The organism is Sulfuricurvum sp. (assembly GCF_049305995.1).
Classification (GTDB): domain Bacteria; phylum Campylobacterota; class Campylobacteria; order Campylobacterales; family Sulfurimonadaceae; genus Sulfuricurvum.
This window is the reverse complement of record NZ_JBAQPS010000354.1, coordinates 1-11870: the sequence shown is the minus strand read 5'-3', so window position 1 is coordinate 11870 and position 11870 is coordinate 1. Positions and strand designations below refer to the sequence as shown.

Annotated in this window: 15 protein-coding genes and 1 tRNA gene; 3 read left to right on the top strand and 13 right to left on the bottom strand. The window is 40.2% G+C overall.

Features of this window, described 5'->3' with window-relative positions; translation table 11 throughout:
* The first annotated feature begins 81 nt into the window (after positions 1-81).
* Together WA010_RS11960 and WA010_RS11955 are read left to right on the top strand one after the other, a co-directional pair.
* Complete coding sequence (locus WA010_RS11960) at positions 82-516, top strand: hypothetical protein (protein ID WP_422557343.1); 435 nt, start codon at positions 82-84, stop codon at positions 514-516.
* 37 nt (positions 517-553) lie between these two features.
* A tRNA-Ser gene (locus WA010_RS11955) sits at positions 554-641 on the top strand.
* 46 nt (positions 642-687) lie between these two features.
* Here the strand turns inward: WA010_RS11955 and WA010_RS11950 are convergent.
* The 10 genes from WA010_RS11950 to WA010_RS11905 form a co-directional block, all read right to left on the bottom strand.
* Positions 688-1938 carry an MgtC/SapB family protein gene (locus WA010_RS11950; RefSeq protein WP_422557342.1) on the bottom strand — a complete coding sequence of 417 codons (1251 nt, stop codon included), beginning with the start codon at positions 1936-1938 and terminating at the stop codon, positions 688-690.
* Positions 1939-1983: 45 nt separating this feature from the next.
* Positions 1984-3246, bottom strand: a complete 1263-nt coding sequence (locus WA010_RS11945) for a hypothetical protein (protein WP_422557341.1) — start codon at positions 3244-3246, stop codon at positions 1984-1986.
* Entirely contained in the window at positions 3239-3481 is a 243-nt protein-coding gene (locus tag WA010_RS11940) for a DUF2249 domain-containing protein (RefSeq protein WP_422557340.1), read from the bottom strand. Before WA010_RS11940 ends, WA010_RS11945 begins: the two co-directional genes overlap by 8 nt.
* Positions 3478-3912 (bottom strand): hemerythrin domain-containing protein, encoded by a 435-nt coding sequence (locus tag WA010_RS11935; protein ID WP_422557339.1) that lies wholly within the window; start codon positions 3910-3912, stop codon positions 3478-3480. The genes WA010_RS11940 and WA010_RS11935 overlap by 4 nt, the downstream gene beginning before the upstream one ends.
* Positions 3913-3986: 74 nt before the next feature.
* Positions 3987-6818 carry a translocation/assembly module TamB domain-containing protein gene (locus tag WA010_RS11930; protein ID WP_422557338.1) on the bottom strand — a complete coding sequence of 944 codons (2832 nt, stop codon included), beginning with the start codon at positions 6816-6818 and terminating at the stop codon, positions 3987-3989.
* Positions 6815-8509, bottom strand: coding sequence for an autotransporter assembly complex protein TamA (locus WA010_RS11925; protein ID WP_422557337.1), 1695 nt, complete (start codon positions 8507-8509; stop codon positions 6815-6817). Before WA010_RS11925 ends, WA010_RS11930 begins: the two co-directional genes overlap by 4 nt.
* A gap of 23 nt (positions 8510-8532) precedes the next feature.
* Positions 8533-9036: a histidine phosphatase family protein gene (locus tag WA010_RS11920; RefSeq protein WP_422557336.1), complete on the bottom strand. Its 504-nt coding sequence runs from the start codon at positions 9034-9036 to the stop codon at positions 8533-8535.
* Positions 9027-9773, bottom strand: a complete 747-nt coding sequence (locus tag WA010_RS11915) for an adenosylcobinamide-GDP ribazoletransferase (RefSeq protein ID WP_422557335.1) — start codon at positions 9771-9773, stop codon at positions 9027-9029. Before WA010_RS11915 ends, WA010_RS11920 begins: the two co-directional genes overlap by 10 nt.
* A 73-nt stretch (positions 9774-9846) precedes the next feature.
* The gene (locus WA010_RS11910) at positions 9847-10110 is read right to left on the bottom strand and encodes a hypothetical protein (protein WP_422557334.1); all 264 of its coding nucleotides are present in this window, start codon (positions 10108-10110) and stop codon (positions 9847-9849) included.
* Positions 10111-10235: 125 nt separating this feature from the next.
* Complete coding sequence (locus WA010_RS11905; protein WP_422557333.1) at positions 10236-10658, bottom strand: hypothetical protein; 423 nt, start codon at positions 10656-10658, stop codon at positions 10236-10238.
* Positions 10659-10834: 176 nt separating this feature from the next.
* Between WA010_RS11905 and WA010_RS11900 the strand changes: the two genes are divergently transcribed.
* Positions 10835-10990 carry a hypothetical protein gene (locus WA010_RS11900; RefSeq protein ID WP_299988452.1) on the top strand — a complete coding sequence of 52 codons (156 nt, stop codon included), beginning with the start codon at positions 10835-10837 and terminating at the stop codon, positions 10988-10990.
* On the opposite strand, the gene WA010_RS11895 is transcribed toward WA010_RS11900, so the two are convergent.
* From WA010_RS11895 to WA010_RS11885, 3 genes are all read right to left on the bottom strand, one after another.
* Positions 10977-11105, bottom strand: coding sequence for a hypothetical protein (locus tag WA010_RS11895; RefSeq protein WP_422557332.1), 129 nt, complete (start codon positions 11103-11105; stop codon positions 10977-10979). The genes WA010_RS11900 and WA010_RS11895 overlap by 14 nt on opposite strands.
* Before the next feature lie 60 nt (positions 11106-11165).
* Positions 11166-11660: a hypothetical protein gene (locus tag WA010_RS11890; protein ID WP_422557331.1), complete on the bottom strand. Its 495-nt coding sequence runs from the start codon at positions 11658-11660 to the stop codon at positions 11166-11168.
* Positions 11660-11870 (bottom strand): hypothetical protein (locus WA010_RS11885; protein ID WP_422557330.1); only part of this gene is annotated, 211 nt, incomplete at its 5' end. The genes WA010_RS11885 and WA010_RS11890, both read right to left, overlap by 1 nt.

Below are 11870 nucleotides of genomic sequence, written 5' to 3'. Positions count from 1 at the left end.
TTTTATAAATTTTTTATAAATACGTCGATATTTATTGTAAAACAAGATATAATTTAGAATCGTTAGACAAGGTTGTCAAATATGAATGAGAATAAAAATAAACAGGTTCAATCAGCATTAATTTCGGAGAGCGCACGGAGCAGTGCACAAGCGTACGAGAAAGAAAACTTGAAAATGCGTCGTCGAATGGAGGATGATTTTTTTCAAAAATCTTTTGATTTTCGTGATTATATTTTTTCTCCACAAGGGTATGAAGGGCTTGTTTTAACGTTATATATTATGGCTATCCCTTATGCGATGGGATTATTATTCTTATTTTTATTTGTAGCGAGAGCAAGTTATGAATATTTTTTACAGTTCAATATCTCTTCTTTTTTTATTATATGGGCGATCGGATATGAAGTGTGTGCCGCTTTGATCTTGATCGGAATTTTGGTGGCGTGGATTATGCATATTCATGAACGATGGAATCGAGAACAATCACAACGAAAGTCACCGAAAAAATACGGCATTTAAGCTATTCGCGGTATAATTTCACTCTCCTACTCATAATGGACAGCTGGCCGAGTGGTCGAAGGCGCACGCCTGGAACGCGTGTATAGGGAAACCTATCTAGGGTTCGAACCCCTAGCTGTCCGCCATACATCATCATCTTTTTTACCGTTAGCTGACGTTCCATAAATTCTTTTACATCATTATCAGTGTCGTGATACTGAATGCCCCGATCGAAATAAGGTAATAAGATAGTACGAGTCTAAAAAGGGCAAATTTCCCAAAAAACAATACTAGAGAAGCTTTTGCTACAGAGTTGCTAATAATGGCAATAAGGATGGCGTAGTGAGCTGTTGATGGGTTGAGACCGTTTTTGGCGAGGGATGAGAGTGAGAGGATAATCGCATCGACATCAGCGAGTCCCGAAACAAATGCCACGACATATACTCCCATATTACCAATATAGCGACTGGAGAGAGTGATTAAAGCAAGTGTTATTCCGAACACAAGACCCATAATGAGAGCCTCTTTGAGATCAAAAGGATTTTTAAATTCAATATTTTGGGGAATATTTTCCCGTTTGCTTGTGAAATAGAGATACCCGATATAGAGATATCCGGTAAGCGAGCCGACAATGATCGGAATGAGAAATGTTTTCGTCAAAGAGGGATTAACGACCCACATCTCCAGTCCGGCACGGATCAGCATCATTGAAGAGGCAAGGGTGATTCCTAATGCGAGATTTTTGAGTAGAAAACCATTTTCCTGCACTCGTCGAGCCATACTCATCGCCACTGCGGTAGAGGAGACAAGCCCACCAAAGAGCCCTGCGATCCCAATACCGTGAGTCGAACCTAAAATTCGGATAGCAATATAGCCAAAAAATGAAATTCCGGCGACCAAAACAACCATGAACCAGATACGGTATAGATTGAAAAGTCCCATCGGATCGATGGGACGATCGGGGAGGATCGGGAGGATCACAAATGTCATGATCATAAACAATATTGCTGCACTGAGATCTTGTTTGGTAATGGTTTGCTCATACGCCTGAACCGAGTCTTTGATATTAAGGACAAATAGAACCATAATGGTAGTAAAGACAGCAAAAATAGGAGGTGCAGCATTCAGAACACCTCCTATAACGAATGTCACCAGCGCAGCAAATTCGGTTGTTGCCCCTTTTTCACTAATCGAGACACTGTTAACGATGTATGCCGCAATCAGTAAAACTCCCATAACAACTGAGGCAATAAGAAAAAAATAGGGAAAAAAAGTGCTAAACCATGCGGAGAGATATCCAAAGAGAGAGATCATAGAAAAGGTTCTCGCTCCTCCAAAATCTCGGGTTTTGTTGGAATAGATAATATGCATTTCACGCTGAAGACCGATCAAAAAGCCTAGTACCAAAGAGAGGATACTGTTTTGAATAAATAAAGATTCCATCTCGCCTTCTTTTGCACAAGTTTCGTTGATTATAACGATAAGTGCTTAAAATTCAAAACGAGTTCCATGTGTAAGGGTATAACGGTAGAGTTTGAGCGCAATGAGGATATTGTAAAACAACAAAGCAAACATCACGCCTCCCGTGAGCGCACTTAATAGGAATGCTTTGAGAAACAATACCCCTAAAAGCGCTGACAAGGCTGTTAGGACAAAGAGTATAAAGAGTGCTTTTGCTCGTTGAAAGGGGATAATATTGGACATAATCGGAGCATTCATATAGCCCGATGCATTGAGATGAAACCATATAAGAAACGGGATAATTTTCCCCATCATTCCTAAAATAATTGCCAAAGCAAAGAGGCTAAAGGCAATGAATGCAAGACTTTGAAACATTTCGTTGCTGTTTAAACTAAAAAGAGTGTAGGCAAGCATAGACATCAACAGTAAAATCATTCCGGATACCCAAAACCAAATGCTCACATCGCTAACACGACGTTTTCGAGTAGCTAAACGCTTTAGGGTTGTTACCACAAATCCAACCAATAGTCCCCCTATAATTAGATCAAATATCCAAACAAAGGCAAATCCAAGAAATAACCCAATGATTTTTAATATCAGTGCAATTGATAAAATTTGAAAGGCATTTCGTTTGCACCACGGACTATAACTTTCGGTGACATAAAACATCTCCACAACTTGAAAGGCTACGGCGATAATAAGGGTAGCTACCCATCCGATCAACCCAAGCGAATAGTGAGATATGCGGAGTATTTCATGCAAAGAGCTAAAAGAGTTATGGGCGTATTCGCTTGCCATGATAATTCCCAAAAAGGCAGTGAGAGAAAGGGCGATGAGCGCAAGACGCATTCCTCTCAATGTTTCGTGAGATGAGGCACTAAAGAGTAAAGGGAGAATGAGAAAAAGGGTGTAAAAGAGTGATATACCTAAGAAAATCGAAGCGATGACAAAAAGGGGAGGGATCGTAAAAAGAAATGCATTACCCAAAGCGAGAATACCGATAATTAAAAAAAGGTGGATTATAAAAGCGTTACCAACCGGAGAGGGAATCGCTTTCCCCCCTAGAACGCTTTGCATTTGAAAAAGCGCTCCTAGCATACTCATGGTAATAATCCCTAAAAACATCAGATGAATAGCACTCAAAGAGATCGGATGATTGGGTGTCAGGACGGCATGAGGGTTGGTTAATATGAGGAGAGATAATAGGATTCCAATAATCGGAACAGTGATAAAAAAACGGATAACTACTGAAATAGGGGGTGCTTGATCCAAAGAGAGACCGTTATACATCGGTATGCTCCAAATGCCGTGTTGCTGAGCGGGTTATGTATATATGCCAAAGTGTTTCATGTTCTTTGATACACAGATAGCGACCGTTGTTTTTGGCAATAATTTCAAAAAGGGGAATCGGTTCACGTCGGTGGATCATATGAATCACATTGTCACCTTGTAGCTTTTTAAATGCATTGACCGCCATTTCAAGCGGTAACGGATGATCAAATTCTCGGGTATCGAGGAGGATCATCGGCTCATATCTTTAAGAGTTTGAATCATTACTTCTGCGGTTGATTCCAGTGCGCGATCAATCATCGGATAGAGCATTTGCTCTTCTTTCATATTGTGTTGCTGAAGCATAATCATCATCGATTCGCCGATACCGAAAAAATCATCGTTACGGTTTTCACTGAGGGCAAGACGCATCGATTCGAGGAGACTTCTCAGCTGTTGGTGTTCATAACGCATCATTTGAGTTGGCCCCCCCATCATCCCTGTTTTCTTTTCAAACGTTAAAAAAAGCTCTTTTTCTTCCATATCGAAATGGTGATTGGTCGCTTGGTAGAATGATTCAAAAAGTTCTTTCGCCTCATTGGTTTTTTTATCGGCTAGGGCATTTTCTGCTTCCGCCAACAGATGATCACATGCTCTATGATCATCGCGCATAAATTCTAAAATCATGGTTGTCCTTCGTTATTTTAATGTCTGACAGTATAAAAGGATATGAGCGTATTATTCTTGACGGATATCAAGACCTATGGTTTAATGCTTTTGGTGTTGTGTGGTAGAAAATCACGAAAATCTTTAATATAGATCGCATTGATCCCTTGCCCCAGTTCATGGATATCAGCATCGAGCCGTAGCCATCTATTTACGGTGTATTGGAGCAGGATACTGGATACCGTATCATTTTTATAGAGAACGCGCAAATCTTTGTTGAGGCGTGCACCCACTTCAAATCCCATCCCACCCTCGGCAGTGGTGAGGATATTCATGGTATCAATTTGAAGTTTTGTCGCACTGCCGATCAGCCCTTTTAATCCGGCACCGAGCATAAAGTTAGTAGCATCTGCACGAACGGTGGAGGTGGAATTATCTCCTCCTCCAATGGTATTTGCAGGTGTACCGAAGAGGATATAGCTCATAATATCGTTTTGGCTCATCACCGGATCAGAACTAAAAAGAAAAATCGGTGAATCGAGGGTATGGGTAACGTAAATCAAAAATTTATTGTAATTTATTTCATGTGAGACGGTGATATTGAGATAAGGATTAAGAGGGACGTCGCCTCCAAAATAGATTTCAGAGGGTTTAATTTCGAACTCTTTTCCTGCTGTAGTTGCCTGCCCTTTTGGGATGCTTACCATTCCTAATATTTGCATAGGGGATGTTGAGTCTTTCCAGAGAGTGATATCGGGGTTGAGTTGCAAATCAAGTTCTTTTGTTTTAAAACGGATAGGTTGTTGGGAGGTAATATGAAAATTCATCGAGAGTTTTGCATTGCTTGGAGGACGAATATCTTGGATAATGATAATATCATCGTCCATCACTTTGAATTGTTGAAGAGGAAGATAGGTGATCGTAGCGTCCAAAATACTCAATGAACCAAAGAGATTTTGGTTGGCTTCACTATCGCGTTCGTAGGTAATATCGGCAGATGCATGAGCTTCTCCTTCTGGTCCGATATAGCTGAAGCGGTTTGAAGACATATGGAGACGGGTGGAAAAATCGTTTTTTATAAGACCTTTTAGAAGAAGTGAGTCAAATATCCAAAATTCATCAACAGCGATATCACCGGATGGGGTAAAATGTAAATGAGATGTTTTGGTACTATGGATCGGATGATCGGCGATTTCAAATTGGTATCGATCGATCGTGAGATTTTCATCATGGTATTCGAGGGCTATACTCCCATCCGTTCCTCCATAGGCTCGTTGCGTATCGAGGACGACAGCATACCATGGAATTTTAATATCGCTTTTGATGTGCAAAGCATTAGAAAAATTGATATGAGCTCTGGCTCTGATTTCAGCATCAAAGTATTCACGCGGATGCAGTTCAATAGGGCTCACTTTGGAGAGAGTATTAAATAAGGATGGGATGATCAGATCAATATCGGCATAGTTATCTGTCGGAGTCAGTGAACCGGAAATATCGAAAAATGTCTCTAAATAGTTTCCTGAACCTTTGAACTTTTCTGCTTTGAGTATGGCATTAAGGGCTAATGAGTTTCCACTGAGTTGTAAGCGGGTTACGTTTTGCTCATCATTGAGTGAAAGTATCAGATGTTCTGGTGGTTTATGTGTCCAGTTTCTCCACAGTGACGCATCTTGAGGAAGGGTAAGGTTTCCATCGAGTGCATGGTGAGCGTTTTGGGTTGAAAATGATCCGTTAAATGTGGCATGATTGTGGATAGCACTCATATCTCCGGTTAAGGCATTGTTTGAGAGAATATAGATGCCTGCTCCCTCCATTCGAAAGGGTGATGCTTGTAGGAACTCCGGAAGAGATGGCAAAAAAGCCAATGTTTTATGGTCACTTTTTATTTTCCATCCGAACCGATCATAATCGTGGCTTGAGAGTTCCACTACTGTTCCATCGAGAATAAGTTTACCGTTTAAACCTTGAGGCGTATCGGTAAACTCTCCATGCAGAGTATTGGCAGGTAGCGGGTGCAAAGTGCTGATAATCCCATCGAATTGAGTAGTGGTTATCCCCTCTAATGCATAGCGCAGGTGTTGTTTGGTCTGCATTGAATCATTGCCTCGTACGAGTTGGTAGAGGGCATTGACATCGAAATATTCGTCATTATATCGGTAATAAAAATCGAGGGTTATATTTTTGGCTGTCAGTATCGAATCTTGTTTGGATTCCAGATGGGTAATGGTCGTATTGAAAATCGCCCTTTGGTCAGAGAGTTCGTTAATTTTTACTCTCAATCTATGCGGCAAGGTTGTAAATCGACCACTGTAGGGGGCGAGTTCGGCTTCATTCGGATAAAGATCACATAACCCTTTAAGGGTATTATTGTGGATTATGCCGTGTATTGCTCCATGAGCATAGCGTGATTTTATGGTTGCGGCGAAGGAGGTAAAAGAGAGATGATCGCCATCATACGACCCATTTTTACCATTGAGATTCAGTTCGATTGGATAAGAGCTGATAAGCTGTAGATTGGTGATGGATAGGTTATTTAGTTTAAATGTCGGGAAAAGCCAAATAGAGTCGTCATCATTGATAAAATCGCTCAAATGAAGGCGTAAGCCATCAATTTTTATGGAATCGATCGTGTGTTCTCCTTCCAACATTTTGACTAGATTGTATTTTAACACGAGCGTTTTGGCTTCCATTGTTTCACTGTGGACGTTGTGGAGGACGAATCCTTCTAATATTGAACCTTCCGCATGGGTGTAGTGGATACCGAACGGTTCGAGAAAATAGGTATTGACGATCTCCAGACTATCGGGACGAAAGGCAATATAAAGAGCTGCCGATGCAAGTAAAATAGCACTGTAGAGGAGAAAGTGAAACGTTACTAATAGATGCTTGAGCCATTTGATCCAAGGGAGTAATCGTAACCGTTTCAAAATAACTCTCCGATACGAAAGTGGATTGCGTATTGGGAAAAATCATTTGGATCGATACCAAAATCGATTGCAACCGGTCCTATCGGAGTAATGTAGCGTAACCCGGCTCCAACTCCCCAGTAGGCATCATGCGCATAATCATAAAACGTATTCTGAGAAGCAAAAGTGAGATCGCTGAACAGTATTCCACGAAATTCTTGATAGATTGGGAAACGGTATTCAAATGTCCCTTCTGTCAGTGCGGAAAAACCGATAGGATCTCCACCCGTATTTTTGGGACCGAGGTCACGGTAGGTGTAAGCGCGGTTACTGTTCATCCCTCCGGCATAAAAGCGATAAGAGGAGGGAACCGTTCCGTCGTAAATATGAAGCGTTCCCCATTTGAGTTTAGCACCAAAAATATGGTTATCAATACTCATGATATAAGCACCGGATAAGAGGCTTTTAAAATACGTTGCATCGGAAAAAACAGCTGAACGGAGTGATCCGGTTAATTTAGCGTTGAGCCAGTATCCTTTGGTCGGTTCTAAAGGTTTATTGCGCGTATCGAGATTGATTTCTCCTAGAGGGGACGTGATAAATAAAACAGAATCAGGAAATGCGGTAATATCGTTTGAATCATATGTTTTTACCCGATCAAACAAAATTCCTGTCATAACCGAAGTAGGGGTGTCTTGATATTTTGCGGTTATCTTTTCATAGGTGCTTTCACTTTTGTACCCATCGAATATTTCATTGGTATATCCGATTTCACCTGCAAGCAATCCACGGTTATACAGAGGCATAGTGATGGCTCCGGAGGCATCTTGTTTGATTTGTGAATAGTGATAATCAAGAGCGAGGGTTTTGAGATTACCGAAAAAATTACGGTGTTTGATTCCTGTTTGCGCTTGGATCCCCTCATCGCTGCTATACCCTAAGCCGGCGGTAAATCGGATAGGCTGATCCGCTTCTTCGATGCTCAGGGTAATAGGTACAATGCTACCATTGCGATCGTTATCGTTGATAAGGACACGAGTAATCCCTTCTTGAGCGTAAAGTGTTTCATAGCTTAATCGGATCGCTTCGATACTGTAGGGGTCTCCCTCTTCAAACCGTAGCATTGAGGTGGTGAGTTCTCCATCGATATTTGGAGTTGATTCGACATGGATAGTCCCAAATGTACATATTTCTCCCGGTGTTGCTTCAAACAACAAATAAGCATGGTCGGTTTCGATATCGACCCATGCTTTAGTATTAAATTGAGCGTTGCAGTAACCTGCTTCACCGTAACGCTTTTTAATAGCTGATTTGGAAGAGGAAAAAGCTTCTTGGTCAAACAAATCATCGGTATGGAGGGTAATGGCGGATTCAATGTCCAAAAGGCTATTGATCTTGATATCACTAATGCGGATTGGATTGTTTTCTTGGATTTTAAAAATAACCTCTTTTTCATTGCTTTCTGCTGTAATTTTGGCATGATAAAATCCCTTTGAACGATAGAAACTACTTAACGCTGAAACGCTTTGGGTTATAGCGATAGGTTCAATAGAGGGTTGCTCTTCCCATACTTCGATTCCGTATGGTTTTCGCAATCCTAATACACCATACAGAGTATCGGTTGTAATTTTTTCATTACCGTTAAAAGCAATACGAAGGGGTGCAGAGAGGGCAAGGAGGGCAAATATCATCAATACAGAAATGATGCGCATTGACTCTCCTAAAATAGTATCCTCTATTTTACCGTAACAATGGTGTACTCTAGGTAATCGAGTTGTTTGGGTTCCTCTCCCAGAAGGGTGAGTATTTGTTGTATTGTTCCGGCATGAGAACAAATAAGAATATTTTTATCCTCAGGAATCTCGTGTAGAAAGGCCGTGATCCGTTTGTGGAATTCTCTCAATGGTTCGTCACAAATAAAATCATACCAACTCTCTTGCGATTGCAATACGATAGGTGTATATACCTTCATCTGCGCAATTTCTTCAAATTTTTTCCCCTCGAACGGCTTTTTAAAACGAACTTCGCGTAGCCGTTGATCACTTTGAAAAATAGGGTATCCGAGATTTTTGAGTGTTTGAGTGCATCGGCATAGGTCTGAAGAGTAGATAAAATCGTACATATATGGAAGCAGGAGAGGGTTGAATAGCGTAAGATCGATGGAGATATCGGTATGCCCAATGTAGCGTTTTTGATATTCCAAAGGGGGTGGCGCATGGCGTAACAGAGTTAGTGACATAGTAGCAGTGTTGTGAGGATGAGGAGAAGTTCAGAACCTTCTAACGACATTCCCAGCACATCTCCATTGATAAATCCGAGCGATTTTTTTGTGAGATTTGAGAGCAGTAGCGCGGTAAGGATCCCGATACTAAAGAGGATGAAAAAATTCCATGAAAGAAAATAAAATCCTATTCCTATACAGATGGCGATGAGGATTAAAAGAGGAAAAACACGAAGATGTTCATGGAGTTGCGACACAAAAGGAGAACGAAAATGATAGATTCGGATCAGCACCAGCAAAGCGATACGGCTAATAACAGCGAGTGCGATAAAGGGGAGAAACAGATGATGCATAAGCAAAGTTGCCAGTGCGGTAATTTTGAGGAGGGTAAAACTTACTCCGTATAACACCCCCATTGCCCCAACGGTAGGATCTTTGATAATCACATACGGGTCTTTACCGCTGTGGGCAGCATACATTGCATCGATGACATCCATGACCGCTTCAGTATGGATAAATCCATACAATACCATATAGATAACAGCGGCAATCAACGCTCCCAACCACCCTAATGATTCCAACACTGTAAAGGTACCAATACAAAGCAAGGCTAGCAGTGCTCCGACAAATGGGAGAGAGAGCATCATGGTTTTCAACACACGCGGATGAGACAAATCGTCTTTTGGGTGAAAAGGGATTGGCAGAAAGGTGAAATAGCTCAGGGCAAACTTAATCCCCAAATAGATCTTTTTCATACCGTACCTTCTGTTATGATTTTCAACTTATCAAGTTCAATATAGCACTTGATTTTACATTAACAACCATAATTTATGCTGAGCGTTCTTTATACATTTTAAATAAAGTGACAAAAATAGTGATACCGACGATAATGGCACTGTATTGAGTATGATATCCTTGGAGAAAATATTCGGCTACGAGATAAGCCAACATTGCCAACATAGGACTTTCTTCCATAATGATGGTCAGGAAAAACCCTCCCGCTACTGCCCAAATCAGATTCGGTTCAAAATTATAGATACTGATTCCTGCAGCAATGCCTACTGCAATGGAAAAGATGAAAAGATAGGACACTAAAAACCTCTTTCTTTTTTACTTAATTTAACATATTAAAATACAATATAGTATACACTTTCTTTTAAAAATGTGGCTTAACAATCTACACTTTTTATAGAAATTATTAGTAAAATAGCTATTATTTATTTACATGGTACCTCTTTCATGATGGTGAGCCAGTTACGATCAAATACTTTTTTAATATAGCTCTCACGGTGGGGGACGATACACCCTGCACAGTTTTGGTGGATAGCAGATTCACTCACATAGCGATCCCCGTCGGGGCTCTCGATGGAACAGGTGCTAAAAAGAGTCCGTTCACCCTCTTTTGTAAATCCCCCCGCATTAAAACGAAAATTGGGACAAGCACAGAGATAGCAGTTGAGTTCTTCGGTATCGTGGCATTTTTTATCTTCCGCGTAGAGGGGGCAGAAATCGCTCTCTTTTTCGACCATATTTTCAAATCGAAAATATTTGATCACTTCGTCGTCGCTGAGATGGGTGAGTTTATCCATAATAACACGGTGTTTGGAAGCGTGAGTGTCGAACCAGTGTTTATAAGACATATAAAGTAGCCTTTATTAATTTGATTTCATTAATGCCGATATAACAAAAACATGGTACTATTCTTGCTGAATTCAGTACCGAGCGGTAACTAAAACTATCGAGGTTTCGGTCGCAGAACCAAAGTAGCAAATCAGCGTTCAAAGTGGGTTTTACCCTTCGTGAAAAAGGTATTTTTATGAAAAAAACTATTGCAAACACCAATAAATTCTTCTCTACCGCTAAAAAGCGAGAAACTATGATCGTTAATTCGGTTTATACCTCTGCTAAAGCGGAAGGTTCCAAAACCACCAAAAAAGAATTGAAAGAACACTACAAACTTATCCATTCCTAATCTCTTCTTCGATTTTATCGATTAATAATTGCTGTAGCGGTTCATAGTTACAGTGATACCCTTCATGTATTTTCTGAATATAATTATCACCGTTTTTGAGATTTAGCCCGATCATGGATAGTTTTCACGCATAAAAAAGATACTTTGATTTAATCATTAAACATTCTTTTCATGTTTATGACATACCCTTTTGAAGATACTCTATTCGTTTTGTGATTTCATTTTTTGGTAGCCATTCATTACGCAATAAACATTCAAGTGCTTCAATTAAAACAGGTTTATCTTTTGTGGAAGTAAGGATGATTGTGTCCAGTATATAGAATAAACCTTTTGCTTCTACTGATCTATTTCTTGCAAATTTTCTCAATGCGCCGTCATTTGTCAATAATGCACCATTTAACTGTTTTGCAAAATAAAATACAGAGTAGTCTTGATGGGAGATTTTTAACTGCCCCAAAGAGCCGAATGTATTAAAAAAATCGGTAAGTTCTTGAGGCTCAAACGAATGTACTGTGATATTCATTGATTTAACGATCTGTTGCTGGGGCGTGTTTAATTCATTGAGAACAAAATCTGTCGTTCGTATATCGAGGTTTAATTGATCGAACTCGTCTAGGAGACCGATATTATACAAATCGATAAAGATATTTGCATCGCTGATAAATAACATTAAACCACTTTGCCATACTTTTTCAAGGCTGCATCAACGCTCAACCCCGAAAGCTCTGCTAATTTAGATAAGGAAATAAGCTCTTCACTGTAAGCATGACCAAGCAAATTTTCGAATCTTGCAGTTTTCATCAGCTTAGTATAAGAGAACTTTTCATCGAACTTTTCAGTTCTATTTTTGATCCAAAATCGATTAAACATAGCTTCATTA

Bases quoted from the DNA above. Each gene is read 5' to 3' on its own strand.
- WA010_RS11960 (WP_422557343.1), top strand. From the start codon at position 82: ATGAATGAGAATAAAAATAAACAGGTTCAATCAGCATTAATTTCGGAG.
- WA010_RS11950 (WP_422557342.1), bottom strand. From the start codon at position 1,938: ATGGAATCTTTATTTATTCAAAACAGTATCCTCTCTTTGGTACTAGGC.
- WA010_RS11945 (WP_422557341.1), bottom strand. From the start codon at position 3,246: ATGTATAACGGTCTCTCTTTGGATCAAGCACCCCCTATTTCAGTAGTT.
- WA010_RS11940 (WP_422557340.1), bottom strand. From the start codon at position 3,481: ATGATCCTCCTCGATACCCGAGAATTTGATCATCCGTTACCGCTTGAA.
- WA010_RS11935 (WP_422557339.1), bottom strand. From the start codon at position 3,912: ATGATTTTAGAATTTATGCGCGATGATCATAGAGCATGTGATCATCTG.
- WA010_RS11925 (WP_422557337.1), bottom strand. From the start codon at position 8,509: ATGCGCATCATTTCTGTATTGATGATATTTGCCCTCCTTGCCCTCTCT.
- WA010_RS11920 (WP_422557336.1), bottom strand. From the start codon at position 9,036: ATGTCACTAACTCTGTTACGCCATGCGCCACCCCCTTTGGAATATCAA.
- WA010_RS11915 (WP_422557335.1), bottom strand. From the start codon at position 9,773: ATGAAAAAGATCTATTTGGGGATTAAGTTTGCCCTGAGCTATTTCACC.
- WA010_RS11905 (WP_422557333.1), bottom strand. From the start codon at position 10,658: ATGTCTTATAAACACTGGTTCGACACTCACGCTTCCAAACACCGTGTT.
- WA010_RS11900 (WP_299988452.1), top strand. From the start codon at position 10,835: ATGAAAAAAACTATTGCAAACACCAATAAATTCTTCTCTACCGCTAAA.
- WA010_RS11895 (WP_422557332.1), bottom strand. From the start codon at position 11,105: ATGATCGGGCTAAATCTCAAAAACGGTGATAATTATATTCAGAAAATA.
- WA010_RS11890 (WP_422557331.1), bottom strand. From the start codon at position 11,660: ATGTTATTTATCAGCGATGCAAATATCTTTATCGATTTGTATAATATC.